Raw genomic sequence first — 21,246 nt, forward strand, 5'->3', positions numbered from 1 at the left:
GGTTATTGGAATCTCGTACATTTTTGATAAGCAATATCATAAGTGCCTCTCTTGAGTATGAATCCACGTAAACGTGGTACTCCTTTAGTCTCTACATGCGAGCATATAGCAGACTAAAGCGAGCTCAATTTGCAAAACTAGACAATGGCCAAGCCAACTTGGTTAAGCGTTGATCACTTTGTTCTAATTCGAGCATTAGTTCAGCTAAGCCTAGATCCTTGCCACAGTCGTAAATCGTGATAAGTAAAATAGGCTCTATTGGTGGTTTTTCTAACCGCTCCTTCGATCGGTTTAAACACTCTTTCGTAAACTGATGTACTACAGTCGTCTGTTCTGGATGATTTTTTTGCCAGTTCGCAATTGTTAGGCTTCGTAACTCGTTTGAGGAAGTAGCGAATTGACCAACCTGACCAACAGCTATAAGTGATGAGGCACCTAGTACAATGGTTATGATTTTCAAAAACATCTTAATTATTTTCATCGTGCAAATTCCCTTTATAAGAAAACGCAGTTGCGCTTACGCCACTGAACATAACCAAAGTTGTCGCCAGTAGTAGGATTGTCATGCCCCATTTCCCAAATAGAGGTGGTTGTCGTGTAAGGGTGACACCATCCTGCATCTGGATATGGCGCACTCATTTGATAGCGATAACGGGATTTGGGAAGGATTGGGGTTGGGTATTGATAACAAACCGCACCGTCTTCACCACTGGTTTCCCACACAATGGCCTGACGATGAAGTTTGTAATTTAATCGCTCCATGATTAATGTCCCCGCCTGTATTGGGGTGTCGCGGTAGTTGGTGTTCCCTGTTAAGGGATACGCGCTACCCTGCGAACCTAGACACCAAAACAAGGCATCAAAAGGAAGCACCGAATTACTAGTGGTTGCGATGGCTTCCGGGACACAAGCGAGTTGAGCAATGGGATTACCGAAAAGAATCGCTTCGGGATTTAAGATAAATGAGAGTTCATCATCATCCCAAAGTGGATCTATTTCAGTTAAGTATGCAACGTCAAAAACATCGGTGGCCATACACGCTGACGACTGGATAAGTTGGAGCCAATAGATAACGGGGTACTTATACCAATGTGCATGATAAAACCCACCATCACTGCTTGTTGCCTCTCTTGATGTTGTTCGGCCTCCAATGCGTTGCATGTTCGCACCGCCTAGTTGCATTCCCATATTCACCATGCAATAAGGGACTCTCGTCACATCGGTTAATGCGTAAGGTTCCCAATAACCAATGTTTAACCCAATTTGCATGAATATCGGAGGCGGTTTCGGACAATATGAAATTGGCATACTTGGGTTACGAGTGTCGGGGTAGTTCGAAGGGATTAACGGGACTGAGCCCAATGTCATGGGAAACATACAACTCCAACATATATCAGATATTGGATTGATAAAGTGTCCCGCACATGTGGCTCCTGCCCTAGCCGGGGTACTCATAAAACTAAGCCCCGATACTAGCAATAGTAAAAGATACGCTTTCCTGTTCATGGTGATAACACCTCATTACTGACATCAAATTCAGTGACCTTCCAGTTGGTACCGGATTGCTCAACTAAGCTAGGTACGGCTTTGATGTGCATCTTTTGGGTTAACATTCCTTGTTGATCGAAGTAAACACGAGTATTCAATGTTTCAGCTATCTGGTTGGGACTGCCGCCAGTCAGTATCCACTTGATGGGTTTTTCACTTTGGAACGTTTGTGCAAATGCAACTTGTTGTTCGTCACGTGCATCAAAGAACATTAATACATGCGAATACTCGAACTGATACCTGTGCGCGTGTTCTGGCCAAGTTCCAGTGTCAAAGGGGTTAATGCGCGTTCCTGCTTTGACAAATACGTTACCGTGCGCGTCTTTCAGGTCTTTTGCCAATGTTAGGCTTGGGTCAACAAGAAATGTGTTGGGGGAGGTTGTGGGTTGAAGGGTTAACGGTTTAGGGTTTTTGACACTTTGTTTCACTCGCTGAGAAAATTCATTTTGCATTCTGGCCAATTCGCCAGACTTTTCGAATCCTCTCAGTCTTTGGTCAATCCACTTAAGCATATCGACTTCACCAATTGGAAACGTAGCGCCTATTCGCCCTAAATCTTTCGCGGTCATGGGAGGGCTAAACATGACCGCCATACAGAAAGTGACAATTATTGCTGCTTTGCTTTTCATGGTTTCCCCTTGTTTTTCCAAGCTTCAACAATGAGTGTTTGTATCTGCGGCGATACATCGGTAGCACCGCCGACCACTGCTGCATCAACCAACACAACCGAGTTAGTTTCTCTATGAAAATCATCCACCGTCTCAAGCATGATTTCTGAAAACTCTGTGAGCTTGATGGTTTGTTCTTCAACATTAAGTCCCTTTTTTATTAGCTCTTGGTGATAACGATCTAAAGTCCCTTTGACGTTAAAAGTGACAAAGGTTGGTGAGTTATAACTTAAAAAAAGATAAGTAAAAAATGAGGTTGTCATGCTGATACTCATAACAAATACGACAACTATAAAATTGCTTTTGAGGTTAATCATTTGACTTTCCTTTGGCTTTTAATGCTTGTTCAAACTCCCTGATTTCATCACCATAAAATTGCTCTGCTGTGCATTCTATGGCTTCCATTAGGGGCATTCCCTTATTCATTAGCTTTTCACAAAACTCAAATTCATGAGGTTCGGTACTTAAACAAGCTCGGGAAAATGGGTCTGAGAACATTCGATGATAGGAGACGTCACCACCTGCTTTAATGCGAACACAGCTATAACCTGCGTCGCTCGCACGTGGGAAGCTTTTTATGATCCGTTCTTCCATTTCACTGAATGCTTTAGGGTGTTCGGTCATGAATTTATCAAATCCATCGCCTTGTCTAAGCACCATGTGAATGTCTGAATTGTCATAACTGGCTCGAGCTTCTTCGTTTACAAAGAAGTCGATAATGCCTTGTGTAACGGTACAGAATGAACCGCCGAACTTACGAGCAGTACGATACCCTGTGTTAATAAAGGTTCGTGTCTGTGCGTTAGTGCCGCTCATCAAACTCCAAGCTTCCTCAATGATGCACATCTTAGGTTTAGAGCGAGAGCCAGACAGATACATTTGTTGGTTGATGGAAACAATCAAAGCAAAGATAACAGGTCGCAATACGTCTTCATTAAAGCCATCAAGTTCAAGTGTGGTGATGTCGATGTTTGGATCGAGCATTGACGGTTTATTGAAAGTGTCACCGTAAATGCCATCTTTACAGTACTTGTTAAGTTGCACGGCGATGTCACGGATGCGTCTATCGTTATCATGCTTCTCGGCTAACTCGAACAATTCAGCTTGAACATCGTCTACTATTGTTTCGGTTTGCTTCTTTTCCCAGGCTGCAATAATAGCGTCACCCAAGACGGCCATTTGATAACCTTCAAGTGCTTGGTAAGGTGATGCAATCGTTGCAAATAAAGCAGTGATGTTACTCAGTGCTTCTTTGATTGGGTCAACACTGACCACCTCGCCGTTATCTTCAACAAAGAGTAATTCATCCTTTGCATTTTTCGCTGTCTCTACGACTTTACCTAAGTGCGTAAATGGATTGAGGAATATGCGTCTGTGGTCGAGATAAGTGCCGCCAAGCATTAGTGTGAGCTTTTTGTAACTTTCACCTTTATCCAGAATCCAACATTTTCCACCCATACCGTACACGGCTTTCGCGATGTTCTGCACCAGGAAACTTTTACCCGCACCAGAGCCCCCGGTTAAAGCAATATTTTTGTTGTCACTACCGCAGTTAAATGGGTCAAAAAATGAAATTTGGCCTCGCATTGTTGGCAACAATAAACCTCCTGTTAGTCGCTTAACGTCGAGGACTATCGGGAAAAAATTTACGAGGTTAGAACTTTTCATTGAATGGACTTTGCCTACAACACCGCAGTCCCGCCAAAGCCCTTCACTCATTGTGAAAGGCAAAGCAGTTAATAGACTTTGGCTTTGCAGCATCACTTGAGGCATGACGTCTACCCCTGTGGCTGAAAACGCTTCTTTCGCTGCTTGAACATCACGTCTTTGTTTACCTTCATTAGTGAACAAGGTTAGGTTTAACACCATTGAGCTTATCGTGAAGTCCTTACTTGCTAATCCTTTTTGTAATTCCTGCCGCTCCTTTAATTCGTCTCCCGCAGTGGGAACAAACATTTTTAAAGACGAATTTACCGTCTTAACGAGATCCGCAATTTTCCGGTTATTCTCATTCTCAAAGCCGCCCGTAACCTCTTGGCGGAAGTTAATGGTAAGCAAATGAGGGCAAGTCATGTGTCTGGCAATGTTGCGTATTGAAGCGAAACATTCAGGCAGCGCATACAGACGATAATCAGTAGGCTTTCTTAACAGCCCCATACATACTGCTCGGCCTTTTGTGTCTTCGCCATAATGGTTTGTGTGACGAATGGCCACGTGATTGCGCCGTATCAACAACTCAGTATCGGGAGACATCACTTGTTTGTTTAATGGATCATAAGGGTTGTAGCTCCGCTCAACTGGCCTTTCTTGCTCAGCGTCGAAATTCAGGACATCCCCGGTAAATGTAAGCAGACCTTCGGGCGTTAACCTCTGAACATCGATACCTAATTGTTGAAAAGCGGTTTCGATGGAAGCGCGTACTTCGATCAACGCTTCGTCGTCTTTGGTCGTGGTTGATACAAAAAAGTAAGCATCATAATCGCGCAAATCAAAGTGGTGACGTTGCTTGTGAAAGAACCCTTCACTTGCAGCGAACTTAGCGTATTCTGCTTCCCTTGCTGCTAGGCTTTTACATATACCCCCTCGCTTGCTCATTAACTCCGCATTGGCATCGATGTAATGAGCAACTTTGTTGTGACCAAATAAAGACAATTGGTAATCCCACTTGTCGCCTTGGGGTAACTCACAAACCAACTTATTAAGCGAATGTATGAGCTCATCGTTCGCACCACTGAGTACGGCCAATTTAAACCCAAGGCCGTGAGAAGCACGGTTTTGGAATATCCCCTCTTCATTGTCAAAATTTCGGTACGGCAACTCATGATGAAAGTGGTTCTGATGTTTTCTAACATCTTGGTAGAACGCTGTGAGCGATCCTTCTTTGGGTTTTTTGAAGAAATTAAGCAACATGGCCTAGTCCTCCCAAATGGCTCGAGCTGGTCGGCCAGTCCAACGGCTTTCATCTAAAACGAAATAGATGTCGAGTGTATCGATATAATGTTTGTTGATGTCTCGAAATGGGAATGTTGTCACCTTCTTCACTTCTTCTTGTGTTCGAACCGGTTCACCGTGTCGATCACGTCTTGGTAAAGTGACGAAACTATTGGGCGCAACATCTTTAGTCGTTGCGTTCGCATTCGTTTTTGGCAGGGCTGTATAATGCCCCATATTGTTACGTATCTCGTCCATTGAGGTACATCCCGGAACACCGCCTACCTTCTTACAGCTAAAATCTTCTCCTAGCCCGGCAGCACAACCACCAAGCAGTAATACACTGAGAAAAACCACAGATAATTTAATCATGATCATTTCCTTTATTTGCGTCCAAAAGGAGTTTCAGGTACTTGGATACCCGCTCCTACAAGGTCATTTGCCAACGGATTAACAGGAACTTCAACGCTAGGAACATTGCTCACGTTGCCAATCACATCTAAATAAGCGTTTGATTGACTGCTTCTTAGTTCCTGTTCTGCTGCTTGGCGCTCGTATTCTTCTGCCATTACCGGATCTAAAGAGAATCCTTCTAAGAACACGATATTGACGATAGCGCCGGGGTTAATTTCTACGATAGGGTGATAGAGCTCAGCTAAGCCGATATAGTAATCAGATAACTTTGAACCGACACTTGATGTCGCATTGCCTAATAGGTTCAATGCCGCATCTTGGCCAGTGACGCTCGATGTTGAGCCAAGTGCTGATGTTGAAGTGGTTTGGGACAAGGCTTCCCCGGTTTCACCTATACCCGTTAAGATCCCCGCAATCCCCGCCATTTGAACGATTTCACCGTTTTTCAATATCGTGGTGCCACGTATGCCATTACGTCCAAAATTAAAAGCAGTGCCTTTTACTGCTACGTCTAAGATGTCGCCGTTTTCAAAAATACAACTCAAGCGATCTGTTCTCACTATTCCTCGACTTGACGATATTTCACCGTAAGCCGAAGCCGTGATAGTACAGTCGTTCAACCTAGATTTTTGACCATTTGGCAATATGCCTTCATGGAAAGTTTGGAACACCACCGGAGTCGTATCTCCTTGGCCAAGAACCCCAGCGTTTGTGTCTGCACCACCTGTAACTATCGCAGTAACGAAAGTGCCTGTTGGCACGTAGTTATCAATCGTTCTACGATAAGTATCTTCTTCGCTAACCCAGGAAAAATTGTGACTATCAAAAGAATCGCTTCTAAACAGTGTTTGTTCAGAAGGGGCATACTGCATGTGATTGATGTCCGGGTTATCGTTTGAATAAGACGTTGGTCGAGGCGGCAGCTTTCGTTCACCAAACGTTTCAGGTGAATTGACCGTGTTAGAATTAGGAGTAATAACGCTGTTCTGAGGGAACGTTTGACCTCGTTCGAGTTCTGCTATTCTATCCTCTAAAACCTTTTCTCTTGCGGCAGCTCGTTCTTGCATTTCTTGTGCAACTGCTCGCTTTGTTTCTTCTTTAGCGTCGGCTATTCTTCTCGTTGTACTGTCTTTATGTCTGGTAAAACTCGATTCTAGCTTTTGCATTTTTTGTTTCATTTCAGCCAGTTCACTTTGCTGAGCTGAAAGCGCGGATTGGTTATCCTTTTCAACAAAATCTTGTTCGATGATGGCTCCAAACTCCACAGGTGCTTGCGGCGCTTGGGGGGGAGCCGATGGCCTAGTGTATTTGTATATTCCTGCGGCCAATCCCCCAAGCAAGATGAATACAACGGTAGTGACCAACATGTTTCGTGAGGATGTTTTTTGATTTACGATACTGCCTTGTTCAAAATCACCATCGACATCCCGAGACACGGCTTTTTTAAATTTATCGAACATCGCTCACCCCTCCCCCCGTAACCATGTACAGGTAGGTTTTCTCGTTAGGTTTTAACTCGTAAGCATCAAGAGCAGCACTTCGAGCTGCATAGCTATAAAACTGAGCCGTAGTGAGTTCGACGGTTTCTTCTGCTTTGTTTTGTACTTCATAGATGATGCCTGAATAGTCCTTACCAACGAAAATAGTCTTCGGAATGATAGGCAGTTTGCTGCGGTCTTTTGGTAGGGATGTTGGATCGACAGGATGGACACTAAAGCCCGAAATAGGAGTGCCATTTTTTTTCCATAGCATCATTGCTTTGGTAAAGTTTGCTATCGCTGTAGGGTAATCGAACTCTCGCTCAAATACAGATGGTTGTGATAAGTGTATATCGGTAGGCACAAACTCAGTGATAACCGAAGGGATGCTTTGAGGATTGATAAACAAAGCGAACAAGCGTCCCTTTTGCGTTAGAACATGAGCGGTAAAAGGTAACGCCACGTTGAGCTTTAACGATATGGAGCCGTTCTTATCGTGTTGTACTCCGGTTGCAGTACAAAACTTATCAGGGCAAGTAATGTTAGTTATCTTGTCTCCTTTAACTAAAATTCGGTTGATATTGATTGACGATAATTTCACTGAAATTGTGTCACCGTCAGCAAATGGGAATGTGTTTTTAGGAACATTGGTTGCAAACGAAAACTGGCTCATAAGAGCCAGTAAAATCGCGATCAAAGCATGACATTTTTTCATTGTCCTACTCCTTCTTTTTTAATGCCTATGAGTACAATCTCACCATCGATATAGGCCATTTGAACAATGTAAGTTGTTTGTTCAGGTGGTAACGTTCTGTCGCCTACCGTTTTGACTAAGCTTCCGGTTTGCTTAAATTGCATCGATTCTAATGAAATGTGTGTCTTGTCAGGTAGTGCATCGAATCGACTGGTAGCGTTATGCTTTCGAAGATTCTCTGCATCTTTCACCAGCGTAGGTTGCACACTTGGCCAATTATCTGCAGGAACGTAATCAAGCAATAAACCGTATTGTCTGGTTACGTTAGCGGGAGTGACGTTCAACTTTAGATTCAAAAAGTATTCCCCCATGATGTGCAGATAACTAGCATCAACGGTGGTATCGGAAACCGTAAATGCTCTCGAAATGCTAGGAGGTACGAGAGTCCGACTTTTTTCGGACGATACATTACTTAGAGCGATTGCTAACACAACGCTCACAACAAGACTTCCGACAAAACCTACTACTAAAAGGAGGTTGAGTAATTTGCTCAGCCTGAGTATGTCTTCTTGGTATTTTGGATTCATATTAGGCCCTTAAGAAAGCCAATAACGCTGCTCAGAAGCAGGGGTATGTTTGAAGATGTTTTTATTCAGTGAAGCACTGCCCCACCAATAAAGAGATAAGGCGATGATGTGTTCACCGTATTGAACTTTTATATAGCGCAAGCCCATGAACCAGATAGACGCCAGGATGAGTCCTATCAAGTAATGCTTCGCCGCAAAGAACAGTACAAAGACCAATAAGGCCGGGATTGCCTCGTCTCTTGGTAATCCCGCCAAGCTTTTCCCTTTATTTAGGTGTCTTGGGATAGAGAAAAAATAATTTTTATCATCCATAACATCATCGCCTTTGTCTTATGCCAAACCTACTAGTGGTTTAATGACTTCCCAAAAGATCATGCCGCCCGCAAAACCGCCCGCAGCCGCTAACCAGTTACGAGTAGTGAAACCTAGTACGGCAGCACCAACCGCTCCAGACGCTAACATTGCTGTTTCTACGGCTGAGTCTTCCCCTGCTGTGTTTTTGATAGTTTCTTTCCCTGCAGCAAACAAGTCCGTCGCGTATGCAGGGTGTGCAATACAAAATGCAACCAACGCAAAGAATGCTGTAAGAGAGAAAAGAGAAGTGCGTTTGTTTTCTGAAAATGATTTTTTCATAGGATTTTCCTTGGTAAAGGTCAGATAAGACCATTTAAATTAAAGCCCTCAGCCATTGATGTATGAGCGAAAGCGATTGACGCCTTTTTGAATAAAAAGACAAAAAGCGGAAGCGAAGAAAAAGGAATGGTGTTAGTTATCGAAACCTTTGAGCTGCGTTAGAACACTGCTCGGATAGATAGTGTAAGGGCTTGTAAAGGTAACGCTCTGTACTCTTCTTTTTTTCAACGCGATTAAGTGGTGATGCTGCAACGTCTCCTTTTGGAAACGACAGTAGAGATGTTTCGTTTTTAACTCTGGATGCTCTAGTAGCTGTTCAAGTTCGTCGAGAGTCGCTACGAGAAGAAAGGGAGTATTGGTTTGTTTTTCCATTGCTGTAACTCGCTAACAATGAAATAAGAATTGTGGCCATAGTGATTATTCCGGGTAAGCACAAACACGTGACACATAGCTATCATCTATTAGTCACGGGTTTGCGCTACTTACATTAAAAACACAATTCACGTTGGTTCTCCGATTGTTCCTGTGGGGAGTGCTTCACGTAGAGGTGACGAAGCGGGTCGGTCTTTCGTGAAATCGTACCGGCTAAATTAATAGCTCTATCGACTTTTGTTTTTTTGCGTAAGTGTTTATTCGAACGGAATCTTTTTAACTTCACTGTCATAGACGAAATCCTGTCAGTAAGTAAGGCTCTTTCACTTTAATCAGCGCAGAGCAAAACTGAACCCCGCCACGGTTGCGAATCGTCAGGGTGTGTTTGAGGAATATTGTGGGCTTCCTCATCGATACCTCTATGCAGTGGGGCACGTTTACCAACGTTCGGTTGCGGCGAAGTATCTGCCTATGGCCAGAATTTACAAAGAGCGGTGTAACTAAATGGAAGTTACCAGTTTCCATTTTTGTAGTTCAAACTTTAACTTCATATTTAAACTACGGATAAAGTGCTTTTAATACCTAAAAAGACAGTGATACATATCACGCTCTCTTTTTCTGAGAAGTAATTTTGTTTTCTCGGACTAGTGAGAAAGTTATGAGAAACCCTAATTTTCAATTAATTAGATCCTCTTTTGGCTCTCTAGTTCGCAAGTCACTTAGGTATTTGTATGTGTGTTTATAAATTAGCTTAAATTTAATTGGTGATCAACTTTAAGTTCACTTTGTGATGTTTAGAGGGTTTTAGTGAGGTTTTTGTGAATGGTCATAACTTTACAATTTGAGGAGACTATTTTGAGTTGAGTAACTATGAAAACACTGGGTCAACGCTTAGAAGAATTAAGAGTTAATAACAGACTTACTAAAAAAGATGTTGGACATGTTGCAGGGGTAACTGGCACAACTGTCGACAAATGGGAAAAAGATTTAATAATACCTAGGGATGCGAAGCTCAAACGTCTGGCTGAACACTACAATGTTAGCTTCGAATGGTTGCGAGTTGGTGTTGACGGAGCAAAAGTGACACCAGTTCCTGAGAGTTTTGCGGTATCGATTCAATCTTATAAAGAAGGCGATGAATCTGTATTTTTTGATGCTCGACTGCTCCCTTCAGGTCACAGCGAGCGACTAGTGTATGTTCGGGTTGAAGGTCACAGCATGGGGGATATACTTCCTGACGGAAGTAAGTTGATTGTCGATCTTGAAGACCGACATTATAAAGACGACAAACTTTACGTTTTCAAAACTCAAGATTTCGTGTCTATCCGCCGATTATCATTCACATCAACCGGTGTTAGGTTGCAATCTTTAGGTAGTCAGAAAGACGAAGTTCTTACTTTTCAACAGCTTTCTAAGGTAGATGTTTTAGGGCGTGTTATATCTTCGATTTGCCCACGATGATGCAGCCTCACGGCTGCATTTTTAATCGAGAGTTGTCTGAAAGCGGATTGTGCTTTTACTCACAACGAACGCTTGGCTCCTTATTTCCTTTGGTAGCTTAGTGTTCGCGATAAGCTTTTTTAAGTAAGTATCTTCTGGCAGCCTGAGATCCTGATATAACTGCTCAATAGGGATGTCTTGGCCTTCATGCTCAAACAGATAGCTAATAAAACGGTGGTTGGTACTACCCTGTTTTATCCTCAATATCTCATCTTGTCCACGTAGAACCGCGTTCTGAGATGCATCAAATAAGAGTTCTGCCTTTGGAGATTTCTTTTCCTCTAAAGTTGTCGCTATTGTGACATTTCCATTTGATTGAAAAGGTAAAAACTCTAGAGCAAGCCACAGCCCAAGCCCAAGAAAAGCACTTACTCCAATAGTACAGAGAATATCGTAGGTGTTTTCCATAGGCGTAGCACTCTAAATCAAAGAAACCACCTGCTCTACTAACTTATCAATACCTTTTTTAGCATCAGCAATACTACCAGCTAGCATGTATGCAGGCGTCGTTACAACATTGTAATCGTTATCTACGACAATATTGTCTACAGTGCAGTCAACATGTAGCCCTCCTAGACTGTTGATTACACTTGCTGTTTCTTCATCGTAACCAATTGTGCAGCGAACACCGTTATACACTTTAGGTAGAAGCACTGGTGCGATACACATATAACCAACAGGCTTCTTCTTGCTCGCAAAGGCGGTCATTACTTGTTGAAATTCAACGTCAATGGAAAAATCTGCGCCATCGGTAGCGAATGTTGATAGGTTTTTTGCTACTCCAAAACCACCAGGAATTATGAGCGCTGAGAAATCTTGTTCGTCCAGCTCTGATAGTGCACTTACGCTGCCACGAACAATACGTGCAGACTCTTCAAGTACATTTCGAGCTTGCTCTTTATCTTCACCTTTTAGGTGGTTGATTGTGTGGAGTTGTGGCTTATCTGGAGCGAAGCATTGATAAGCGATGCCGCGCTCTTCAAGAGCCAGCAGCGTAAGCACTGCTTCATTGATTTCAGCGCCATCAAAGACACCGCAACCTGACAATACAACAGCAATTTTTTTCATAACCTAGCTTCCTTATTATTCATTAGATCAAGTAGTTGATTGTTCGCCCTTGTTTGGTACGCCTCCATAATGTCAGCAATCAAACTTAGTTTCAGGTGAACATCTTTGTTTGAAAAAACGACCTCATAAACGTCATTTAAGAATGGCGCGAACTCGAACATTTCTTCGTAGTGGTTCCCGACGTTTTGAATTGGAGCGTCGAGTGAATTAAATTCTCGTAAGTAAACAGATGTGCGGTGTTTGAGCATGTTCTGGATTTTGCGTTTTATAGCTTCTTCATCACTTAAATCATCATTAAGGATGATACTCTCTAGTTCTTTTAGCTTGCCTCTAGAGTGATACCAAACGACTGACTTCACGTAGTTGTAAGTCATAAAAGAAGAAAGGTGATCCAGTTTGTCTGGTTTGGTGATAGCGACGCCCCAACCAGCCAGCCCAAATGCTAGAAATGATAGGAAAAGTATTTTTAACTTCATAAGCCTGTACTAATTCAACTGACATCTTTAAGGGTTAATCCCTTTTTTATATGTGGAATTGATAAATTAGAGGGTTCTATATTGCAATTAAATGCCTATAAAACTGAGGTTAAAACACTCATAAATAACCAATTAATATGAAACTGGTTTCTATGCTTGCTTTAATCAAGAGATGTTAACTTTTTTAGGTTGTATGGTTGTTTTTAAAAACACGTTCTACTATAATCCTAAGTGTCCAGAGTGCATTGCATAGCACGCTACCTGCGTAGAGTTTTACGCAGTGTATTAAGGACAATTGAGTGGCTGAGGGTGGTACCTTGGTATATAACATTCAGCAACGAAGCCAGATCTTCCGTAGGGTCTGGCTTTTTTGTATCTGAAGATCTTGAAGTTGATCGTTGATCTTTCTCGGTTTTCGCTATACATTTATGACAACTACTCGGACTTACCACCCGATTAGACTTCAACTACGGAAATCAAAACATGACACAGTTTAATTTAACGCGCCCTCGGTGCGATCTATCACAGCATACTCTCAGTTCAAGCGTTTATATCGTCAATGGTGTAACTCCATTACGTTCGTGCTTGAGTTCTGTCGGGGTGTGCTATGCAGTCCTTTGAATCACTCAGCCAAGTCACTCCCAATCCAGCGCTAGATGCGAAGGATGAACATGCGCGTAAGCTCAGAAAAGAATCCAACGCTATCTACCGTGCTAATCGCAAAGCAAGAGTTCGTGAGTGTATAGAGATCCATCATGACGCGGTGGCAGCAGAGAAGGCTCGACTTAAAGCAAAGGGTAAAGCATTCACTAACTTGGAAATTGGCTTTACAAAGCGTCGTGTATTGCGTGATAAGAAAAAGCCGAAAGTCATAAACCTCCCACTTGAGTTCGCAACAATTCTTAAAGGTTGCGAAGAGTTTATTGATAATCCAAGCCGCTTCCCTGCTTTAGATGTTTGGGTATCTGAAATGCGCAACCGCCAAGCTCGCGAGCTAGTTGCTAAGGTTTTAGCCTGTCTGTTAAGTAACACTGACATGATAAGTGGCCGCGTCGGTAAGCCAACCGAAGCTGGCATGAAAACACTGAGCTATTATCAACTGCAAGAAGATTATGCCTTGCGCTTTGGTGAGTACATTGCACCAAAGTCATTTGGGAAAGCGATTAAGTACCTAAAACAAGCGGGTTACTTTCACTCTGAAGCGATCAATATCCGAATGGAAGACGGTGAAGGTGCTGTTCGTAGTGCTCCTGCCTACAAGCAGTTCTCTGAACGTTTCTTTAGTGATCTTAAAGTTGTTCGTTACAGTAATGTTGCTGAATCCATAGTTGCCACACGTAAGCGTCAGATGAAAGAAGGTCTACGTCATACGTGGGTAAGCTTTCGTGAAATCGCTAATGGTGTCAGACAGATATTCTTGAACGCCAACAAATTTGAGAGTATTGCTGAGTCTACAGGTCGAGTGTTTGAAGCGTATCTTCCTCTTCATCCCAATCCACACTAATTACCTTTGATTGAATCCGCGCAAGCGGAGGACTTCGCACGCCTGTTGATAATTGAGAGTGATTTATGTCACGTTCTCTAACGTTACGCACCGGCTTTTTCTTTCATTCTTATCCTTCCCTCCCCTTTTCTCGTTAAGAAACTACCTTCTAAGCATTAAAATTATTATTCACACAAAAGATCCCCTTACATTCTACCCTTTAAGTTTCACCTTAAAATGCACCTAATATAGAGGGCGTGCTTTATAGAACTCCATATTAAGACTTTGTATTAAAAACAAATATATAAATAAATATTTAAGTAAAACATCGCTTCGCTCAGAGAAACCTCCCATCAAAAGCATCAAACAACAGTGATATACGTAACTCTCAGGAACGCTTTTGACGGGCCCCACAGCCAGCTTTAACTACTGATGTTAAAATTAAATTACAGAGTGATAGCTGGCTGCGCTGGAAGATTCTTTTGTCATACGACAGGAAACCACAACACATATACGCATGATTCCGTGAATAGTCTTACTCGCTACGCTCGCGCATTCTGGCAAGGCGAAGGGCAATTTTTGTGCCGGAGGCAAACTGGCATACAAAAAGGTTCTGAGTATGCTGTAAGGATGTTTCTTGCTCACTGCGTGAGCGCATTCTAATATTCGTCGCACAGCTCCGAATAAGTGACGTCGTCACATAGTGCTTAAAAGGTAGGGTTAGTGATCGGGGTAATTGCGAGGGCAAGTGTCGATACGGAGGGCGAGCGCCCTACATTCAAGCTTACAGATATAGGCGCATTCTTATCTTTTGAAACACCCTATCAAGATTATTTTGATGTCTTGTCTCACTACTTGGATTCGATGGCAATCGACCCTGAGATTTGCGAGAAATAACCCTTTAAAACGCGTGGATTTATAAACATTCTTTATAATTACGACAAATGTTTTCTATCAACATCAGATAGCAGACTTCCAACCTATACGTGTTATGGATTAACACTTTTCTGAAAAGGACTTCTCAAGAACATCGAGAGAAGTATGAAAATGACAGCACTAATAATCGCAGCAATCGCTCAAGCTACTCACAAGAGCATTAATTAAACACGACACAGCATTTACTTAGGTATACAAATGAAAAAACTACTACTAGCGGTGGCGATTTCCGCATCAGCAACGGCTTGCGCAGCTAATGACTCGCACCTATAAGAGAGTGCTAAACAATGAACAACATTCAACGGGTTCGATTACGGAGTTATTGGCGTTAATGTAGACACGCGCGACCACTTTGAAAACAAATGGATGGCGACAACATACACGCGAGGCGATGGGAATTTCTCGGTTGGCATCATGTATCCCGACCAATATTGCTACGACTTTGAAGACATGCCAGAGACGGCTGGCGTTATGAGATGGAACGGCAAGCTAGTCAAAATGAGTCGCCAGTGTACAGGCAAGGCCGAAGGATTCATGTTCCCAACGACACGCAACTGGGCTCGATATGTATGGGAGCAGTTCTCTAAATCTAATTACGTATATACAGTTTTAAATAAAGTTAACGTCCGATTCAGTGCAAAATGATTCAACAAAGGCGCGAGAGCCTATGTCGAAGCACAACACGCGCTGTAAAGACTGGCGCAATTAGAGGTTCGCAAATGGGATTGTCCGTCTTACGGAACTACAGATATCGATCGCGACTTAAATGCCGCTCTTAATATCCGTGATAAAGGCATTCTAGAATTAAAGGCAGCTGGACGGTCGTTTGTGTTTATGGAAGCTGCGTAAGTCTCAATACTATTGAGCAACGGCTAACGACATAAGAAGCATCGGCCGATAGGGTGGTGAGTAGTCACAAAGGAGCCTGTTGTCCCCTGCACTTGTCAATATTCAGCCTGAATAATGACACTTAGTTGGCGGTTATTGCAGTTACCTGGTCACGACTCCGTTTTAAAAACTGTGTGCTATTCCGTTATTAAAATCTGACTGGTTTCTTGTAGAACCGTACAACTTATTAGAATAACAATTTAGGTCAAAAAAGATACAATTACCTCATTTTTATATATACACTCTAAAAATTAAGGGATATACTGTTTCTAATTCCTACATGGAGACAGAAATGGACACCCTACAAACAACGTCGCACTTTCAATCCCTTAAGCAGGGTGCTGATGCATACATTAAGCGCCGTAACCAACGTTTACTGGCAAATCATCGTAAAGAATTACGCAACTTTACCCGTGCAGAGGCATCCGCTTACTTAGGTATCGATGCTAAAACGCTAGATAAATACGTCACGGCAGCGGAGATTGATCCTCGTCGTCATCAAGACTCTCAATGGTCGATTGATATTGCAGAAATGTACCGTGTACGTGACTTGTTGCCAGAGGCATTACGTAAAGAACCAAAGTTCTTGCGTAGCGAACAACAATCAGCGCAAGTCATCGTTATTCAAAACCAGAAAGGCGGCGTTGGTAAAACCGTGTCTGCCGCGACTGTCGCATCTGGTTTAGCAACAGAGTTCCATCAAGAGTACCGTGTAGGCTTAATCGATATGGATGGCCAAGCGACGCTCTCTATGTATTACGCGCCAGAGGCAGATCAGGAAGGAAACTTGTCTGTGGGCGATCTCATTATGCGTAACTTTGACTTGGATGAAGGCGAAACTTTTGAGCAAGCGGTATCTGAGGCGTTCCTAGAAACCACCATCCCTAACTTGCGTATTCTACCAGCGGCGCAGAGTGACCGAGCAATTGAAGGTTGGTTCCATGAGCAAGTCTTCAGTAATAAATTGCCATCTCCTTACTCTATCTTGGCTGAGATCATTGATGCAGTGAAAGATGAGTTCGATATCATCATCATCGATACTCCGCCATCACTAGGCTACGCGACTTATAACGCCTACTTTGCCGCAACGAGTGTGGTATTCCCGCTTTCTATTACGGAAAACGACATCGATGCGACCTGTTCATATTTCAGCTACATTCCGCAAGTATGGGCGCTGTTGGCCAATGCGAATCATGATGGGTACGACTTCATGAAGATCCTGCTTACCAACCATCGTGACAGCTCGACCACAACTGAGTTGATGAACAGTCTTTACGATCACTTTGCACCTTACTTGTACTCTAAGGAGTTCAAACATAGCGAAGCCATCAGACAAGCTTCTTCCCTACTTTCGACCGTTTTTGATATGTCGAAGAGTGAGTACCCAAAAAGTAAATCGACGTTCCAAACAGCGCAACAAAATGGGTATGAGGTAACCAGTCAAATTCAGCGTGACATTCTTAATGTGTGGCGCGAACAGGAGCAAGCATAATGGCGAAAAAACGCGGCGGTAGCCCTTTAGGTAACGCACCAGGTTCTCAAGAAGCACAGCAATCAGCGGCTAAGGCGAACCTGACCACTTTAACGCAGCAGTTGACGGCAGAATTGGATAAAGCCGGCGCTAATGCCGCTGAATACTTGCAAGAACAGTTTGGTCTTGAATCTATCGGGCAGAGCGTGGTTTGGCAGCTAGCATCAGGTAATACTGCGACGTTTAACGAAGTGACACTGTCATACGAACAAGTTCGTGAAGAAACGTTTGTTACTTTCGATGTGAATGGACGCGATCAATCGCTTCTTACTGCAGAGTCCCTCTCTGATCTAAATTCGCTGGAGTTTCAACAATTCTATCCTGCCGTAGGTCGAGAAATTGAAGGCAAGGTTGATGTGCTAGATGGCTCTCGCCGCCGTGCTTGGTTCTTACTTCAAGAAGGCCGCGTCGAAACTTTCCGTATCCTTGTCACTCAGGACGAAATCTCCGTCAGTGATGCTAAAGTTCTAGCTAAACAGTTACAAACGGCGAAAGAGCACAATCTGCGTGAGATTGGACAACAATGTATCGCCATCAAATCGGCAAACGCAGAGATTACTCAGGCTGAAATTGCAAAGCAAGTTGGGCTTAGCCAAGCAGGTGTAAGTAAAGCGATGAAAGCGGCTAGCATAGACGAGAAGCTGGTTAAGCTATTTCCAGTTGTAAATGCCCTTTCACATCCAGACTATGCCTTGCTAGATAAGGTGATGAAGACCTGTGATGATAAAAAGCAGATTGCTGGCTTTGCAAAGAAAGTTGAGAAAAGTCTTGTCAATATTCACGCTGAATATTCGCTGGAAGACCAGAAAGACGCAATTGTCGCGGCAATTAAAGGTGAGCTAAAAGTCGCAGAAGCGAAGAAAGAGACAGACAAAGCGGAAGTCACTCCCCTCGCTCAATTCGATAGCAAAGGCATGTTTGCACGCAAGCGCGTGAAGGGGCGTAACTTCTCTTATGAGTTCGGGCGATTGTCGAAAGAAATGCAAGATAAGTTAGATGCAGCGATAGCTAAGGTTCTAGAAGATAAGTAACGACTAAACAATCTGTTGGATTGCGGAAGTAAGTATCCAACAGATTGATTTTTTTCCATTTGCCAAAGTACTCACAGATGCTTAACGTATAATTGTAAGTCTTCACCCTATAATCAAAACTGATGTATTAAAAGTTCTCAATTAAACCAGTTAAACGGATATACCTTGGATCATGCAGTAGAGCCGAATTGGACTCAATTATTAATTTAAGCACTTCTTCTAAATCGTAGGGTATAGTTTCAATATGATTAGGAATAACAAGATCAAGTACATCAAGTACATCATCGGGAAATAGTACAGCTAAGCACTCCCCATTAGTTTCATGCTTAAATCTGTATAACCAATTGGTATTTCTTATATCATTTGATAGCCCCCGGCGAACAGACCTGAAGACACTAGAGAATTTATCACCAGAGCTTGCTAACAAGGATAACCATTCGGATGTTAAAGTAGACGTCCTAAAGTCGCTCTCTCTTGGCCAAATCGTATTAATAAAAGGCAATACATAATTGCACCAACCATTACTTTCTCGCTTTCCAACAATGCTGAGGTGAGCAACTACCTCTCGGCGGTCATCACTTCTCATACTACGTATACAGTGACGAGCTTCCCGATGTGTAACTTTCACGGGTAATTTATCATCATGTAAAGCCAGTTCGACCAATACCTGAGCAAATGTCGAAGGACATTAAAGTTTGAAACTTTTCTCTCCTGTAAGGTTTAATACCAAGTAGCTCTAGATACAAAAAGTGACAATAAAGTTTGAAACTAAATTGATCAATAACCTTCTGTACAACAGAATTATGACAGTAAAGTTTGAAACTTTTTGAGCGTTACAAGAGACAGTCCTTTCTAATCATTTAGTGGTTGGTCAACCCGAGTCTCGCTTAACAAACTTTTGGATAAAGCGGAATGATGGGGGCTCGTTGCAGTTAGTGTAAGTGCTGCTTTTAATTAACTTAACAACCACCTACTAAAGTAGGTGGGTTAGTATTGCGGACTGAAAGTCCGGATACGGGTCAAAGACCCGTTGTTAGTCGTTTTCAGTTCGAAAGTTATCTTCGACCTTCGGCTCAAAATGATGCTCTAGATATTCTTCGATCATTGTTTCACTTGGATCCGTTCGGTGGCTAATACCAAAAGATGCACGTGATCTTTGCTGACCCCTTTGAGTATGTCGATTTCAAACATTTGACATACTTGCCTGATTAGCTCTCGTGCTTTCAATCCAACTTCAACTATGTGCAAAGCTGTAAAGTATCATAGCTAAAGCTGACCGACTAAAGTCGGTGGTTTTAACCTTCTAGGAGACTAATAAAAGAGCTCCTCTCTTACCTCAAGAGCCCAAAATGCTTAATCGACTTTTAGTACTTATTGTACAGCTTCATGTGACCTGTCTTGTCAAAAGACACCACATTAAAGCCGTTATACTCTTGCCCTGGTCGTGCCATTCCCGGCGAATGCTGCGGCATACCAGGAGCGGCAATTCCTGAAATATTTTCAGGTTTCTCCTCAAGCAAACGTTTGATATCAGACTCAGGAACATGCCCTTCAATCATATAGCCATCAATGACAGCTGTATGGCAGGACATCAGTTGATTAGGCATACCAAACTCTTGTTTGACATCACTCCAATCACGAGCATGGTTAACATTCACTTCATAGCCTTTCTTCTCCATAATTGCAGCCCATTCCTTGCAGCAACCACAAGTAGGCGATTTATAAAGCTCAATAACAGGCTTAGCAAAGACGTTAAAACTCAAAATCAAAGATGAAAGTGCAATAAGTCTCAATTTTTTACTCATAAAGTTACCTAACTAAAATCTATTTTACGTTAATACTGACGGCTTCATCGCCATAACTCAGCTCATATACTCCCTTTTCAGGAAGCCACTCAAAGTACTGAGTTTCATACGGCTCTACACGCAGTGTTAAATGTTTACCAGCCAAAGGGGAGAGATCAATTGACATCGACTCAAACGTTTTATTTAGTACCACCAACTGACTCTTCTTGCCGCTATCTATAGAAACTGAGAGTAGCGCCCCCTTGGTACCTTCATACATCCAATCCACTAATTGAAACGTTCCAAGATACTCCATGTAGTCTGCTAGATTTATCTTATCTTGTTCACTTAGTCCGTCGCCTAAAAGCTTCATTGTTTGTTCATGCTCTAGGCTGTATTTCAGGTCATTTAAGGAGTTACCTCTGATGTTCCCACCAACGTTACCTCCCCCTTGACCATAAAGCCCATGACACGCAATACATCCATATCCCCCTACAGTACGAAAAGTCGACTCACCGGCTGAAATTGAGCCTTCCGACGCATAGGAGAATAAGCTCACACTAAACATCCCCACTAGCATGAATGAACGCTTTAACATCATCAGATTCCTTTATAGCGCCTATAAACTCACTTTTTTAATCATGCCTGCTTCTGCATGCCCTGGAATATTGCATGCAAATTCAACCTTGCTATCCCCGTGGAAGTGCCAAAACAACTGCTTAGCTTTACCCGGTTTTACTGTAACTGCATTCCCAGAATCATGCATATGATGAGACATTTTCTTCATCATTTCTCGATGTTCAAGTTGCTCTTTCGCTGAACCAATAGTGAACTCGTGATCAATCTTGCCAGCATTCATAACCACAAATTGAACTACATCATTCGGTTCAATTTGTACTTCTTTTTTGAACTTGATTGTCATGTCATCTGCCAACACAACATGGACCACTTTATCAGGCTTTGCACCTGTTGCTGGCATGCCAACATCAGACATGCCTTCCATCGACATCATTGAATGATCCATTTTAGAGTGGTCCATATCTCCATTATTCATATTACTGTGGTCCATGCTCTCACGGTTCATATTACTGTGGTCCATCTTTGAATGATCCATCTCTGCCATAGCTGACGCTGCTGTCATTGAAAGTAATACGGCTAGTAGTGTCTTTTTCATGGTTATATTCCTTACTATTTCATTAATAAGTTTACGGGCTAAGTTCGTTC

General features: G+C 42.7%; 23 protein-coding genes and 1 pseudogene. 5 read left to right on the plus strand and 19 right to left on the minus strand.

Annotated features, from left to right (window positions below; genetic code table 11):
• Positions 1–124: 124 nt before the first annotated feature.
• The 11 genes from L1076_RS23340 to traA are packed head-to-tail and all read right to left on the minus strand — an operon-like array spanning position 125 to position 8,977.
• A complete protein-coding gene (locus tag L1076_RS23340) occupies positions 125–481 on the minus strand; it encodes a hypothetical protein (protein ID WP_237304566.1) in 357 nt (118 codons plus the stop codon).
• 14 nt (positions 482–495) lie between these two features.
• On the minus strand, positions 496–1,506 hold the full coding sequence (gene traU / locus L1076_RS23345; protein ID WP_275424175.1) for a conjugal transfer pilus assembly protein TraU: 1,011 nt from the start codon (positions 1,504–1,506) through the stop codon (positions 496–498).
• Positions 1,503–2,177: a type-F conjugative transfer system protein TraW gene (traW, locus tag L1076_RS23350; protein WP_237304568.1), complete on the minus strand. Its 675-nt coding sequence runs from the start codon at positions 2,175–2,177 to the stop codon at positions 1,503–1,505. Before traW ends, traU begins: the two co-directional genes overlap by 4 nt.
• Entirely contained in the window at positions 2,174–2,533 is a 360-nt protein-coding gene (locus L1076_RS23355; protein WP_104026887.1) for a TrbI F-type domain-containing protein, read from the minus strand. The genes traW and L1076_RS23355 overlap by 4 nt, the downstream gene beginning before the upstream one ends.
• Positions 2,526–5,126, minus strand: coding sequence for a type IV secretion system protein TraC (gene traC, locus L1076_RS23360; protein ID WP_237304569.1), 2,601 nt, complete (start codon positions 5,124–5,126; stop codon positions 2,526–2,528). The genes L1076_RS23355 and traC overlap by 8 nt, the downstream gene beginning before the upstream one ends.
• 3 nt (positions 5,127–5,129) lie before the next feature.
• Positions 5,130–5,519: a type IV conjugative transfer system lipoprotein TraV gene (traV, locus tag L1076_RS23365; protein ID WP_237304570.1), complete on the minus strand. Its 390-nt coding sequence runs from the start codon at positions 5,517–5,519 to the stop codon at positions 5,130–5,132.
• A gap of 11 nt (positions 5,520–5,530) precedes the next feature.
• The gene (locus L1076_RS23370; RefSeq protein ID WP_237304571.1) at positions 5,531–7,021 is read right to left on the minus strand and encodes a TrbI/VirB10 family protein; all 1,491 of its coding nucleotides are present in this window, start codon (positions 7,019–7,021) and stop codon (positions 5,531–5,533) included.
• Positions 7,011–7,754 carry a type-F conjugative transfer system secretin TraK gene (traK, locus tag L1076_RS23375; RefSeq protein ID WP_104026883.1) on the minus strand — a complete coding sequence of 248 codons (744 nt, stop codon included), beginning with the start codon at positions 7,752–7,754 and terminating at the stop codon, positions 7,011–7,013. Before traK ends, L1076_RS23370 begins: the two co-directional genes overlap by 11 nt.
• Positions 7,751–8,320, minus strand: coding sequence for a type IV conjugative transfer system protein TraE (traE, locus tag L1076_RS23380; RefSeq protein WP_104026882.1), 570 nt, complete (start codon positions 8,318–8,320; stop codon positions 7,751–7,753). The genes traK and traE overlap by 4 nt, the downstream gene beginning before the upstream one ends.
• 9 nt (positions 8,321–8,329) lie before the next feature.
• The gene (gene traL, locus L1076_RS23385; RefSeq protein ID WP_104026881.1) at positions 8,330–8,632 is read right to left on the minus strand and encodes a type IV conjugative transfer system protein TraL; all 303 of its coding nucleotides are present in this window, start codon (positions 8,630–8,632) and stop codon (positions 8,330–8,332) included.
• An 18-nt stretch (positions 8,633–8,650) separates the two neighbouring features.
• The gene (traA, locus tag L1076_RS23390) at positions 8,651–8,977 is read right to left on the minus strand and encodes a type IV conjugative transfer system pilin TraA (protein ID WP_308683802.1); all 327 of its coding nucleotides are present in this window, start codon (positions 8,975–8,977) and stop codon (positions 8,651–8,653) included.
• Positions 8,978–10,195: 1,218 nt separating this feature from the next.
• Between traA and L1076_RS23395 the strand changes: the two genes are divergently transcribed.
• Positions 10,196–10,786 (plus strand): XRE family transcriptional regulator, encoded by a 591-nt coding sequence (locus L1076_RS23395; RefSeq protein WP_237304572.1) that lies wholly within the window; start codon positions 10,196–10,198, stop codon positions 10,784–10,786.
• Between the two features lie 21 nt (positions 10,787–10,807).
• On the opposite strand, the gene L1076_RS23400 is transcribed toward L1076_RS23395, so the two are convergent.
• The 3 genes from L1076_RS23400 to L1076_RS23410 are packed head-to-tail and all read right to left on the minus strand — an operon-like array spanning position 10,808 to position 12,369.
• Positions 10,808–11,233 carry a hypothetical protein gene (locus tag L1076_RS23400; protein WP_237304573.1) on the minus strand — a complete coding sequence of 142 codons (426 nt, stop codon included), beginning with the start codon at positions 11,231–11,233 and terminating at the stop codon, positions 10,808–10,810.
• Between the two features lie 12 nt (positions 11,234–11,245).
• Entirely contained in the window at positions 11,246–11,893 is a 648-nt protein-coding gene (elbB, locus tag L1076_RS23405) for an isoprenoid biosynthesis glyoxalase ElbB (protein WP_237304574.1), read from the minus strand.
• Positions 11,890–12,369, minus strand: coding sequence for a hypothetical protein (locus L1076_RS23410; protein ID WP_045384382.1), 480 nt, complete (start codon positions 12,367–12,369; stop codon positions 11,890–11,892). Before L1076_RS23410 ends, elbB begins: the two co-directional genes overlap by 4 nt.
• A 607-nt stretch (positions 12,370–12,976) precedes the next feature.
• Between L1076_RS23410 and L1076_RS23415 the strand changes: the two genes are divergently transcribed.
• The 4 genes from L1076_RS23415 (at position 12,977) to L1076_RS23430 (ending at position 18,238) form a co-directional block, all read left to right on the plus strand.
• The gene (locus tag L1076_RS23415) at positions 12,977–13,873 is read left to right on the plus strand and encodes a hypothetical protein (RefSeq protein ID WP_237304575.1); all 897 of its coding nucleotides are present in this window, start codon (positions 12,977–12,979) and stop codon (positions 13,871–13,873) included.
• 1,281 nt (positions 13,874–15,154) lie between these two features.
• Positions 15,155–15,433: a hypothetical protein gene (locus L1076_RS23420; protein WP_237304576.1), complete on the plus strand. Its 279-nt coding sequence runs from the start codon at positions 15,155–15,157 to the stop codon at positions 15,431–15,433.
• A gap of 535 nt (positions 15,434–15,968) precedes the next feature.
• On the plus strand, positions 15,969–17,168 hold the full coding sequence (locus L1076_RS23425) for a ParA family protein (protein WP_237304577.1): 1,200 nt from the start codon (positions 15,969–15,971) through the stop codon (positions 17,166–17,168).
• Positions 17,168–18,238 (plus strand): ParB family protein, encoded by a 1,071-nt coding sequence (locus L1076_RS23430; RefSeq protein ID WP_237304578.1) that lies wholly within the window; start codon positions 17,168–17,170, stop codon positions 18,236–18,238. Before L1076_RS23425 ends, L1076_RS23430 begins: the two co-directional genes overlap by 1 nt.
• A 127-nt stretch (positions 18,239–18,365) precedes the next feature.
• Here the strand turns inward: L1076_RS23430 and L1076_RS23435 are convergent, their stop codons facing one another.
• The 5 genes and pseudogenes from L1076_RS23435 to L1076_RS23455 all read right to left on the minus strand — a co-directional run bounded on the left by L1076_RS23435 (position 18,366) and on the right by L1076_RS23455 (position 21,196).
• Positions 18,366–18,824, minus strand: a complete 459-nt coding sequence (locus L1076_RS23435) for a hypothetical protein (protein ID WP_237304579.1) — start codon at positions 18,822–18,824, stop codon at positions 18,366–18,368.
• Positions 18,825–19,271: 447 nt separating this feature from the next.
• Positions 19,272–19,474 (minus strand): annotated as a pseudogene (locus L1076_RS23440) (transposase); the annotation flags it as partial.
• A gap of 128 nt (positions 19,475–19,602) precedes the next feature.
• Positions 19,603–20,043, minus strand: coding sequence for a DUF411 domain-containing protein (locus L1076_RS23445; RefSeq protein WP_237304580.1), 441 nt, complete (start codon positions 20,041–20,043; stop codon positions 19,603–19,605).
• A gap of 19 nt (positions 20,044–20,062) precedes the next feature.
• Complete coding sequence (locus L1076_RS23450; protein WP_237304581.1) at positions 20,063–20,623, minus strand: hypothetical protein; 561 nt, start codon at positions 20,621–20,623, stop codon at positions 20,063–20,065.
• An 18-nt stretch (positions 20,624–20,641) separates the two neighbouring features.
• On the minus strand, positions 20,642–21,196 hold the full coding sequence (locus L1076_RS23455; RefSeq protein ID WP_237304582.1) for a cupredoxin family protein: 555 nt from the start codon (positions 21,194–21,196) through the stop codon (positions 20,642–20,644).
• Between the last annotated feature and the right edge of the window lie 50 nt (positions 21,197–21,246).

It is taken from the genome of Vibrio sp. MMG023 (genome assembly GCF_021654215.1).
Classification (GTDB): domain Bacteria; phylum Pseudomonadota; class Gammaproteobacteria; order Enterobacterales; family Vibrionaceae; genus Vibrio; species Vibrio jasicida.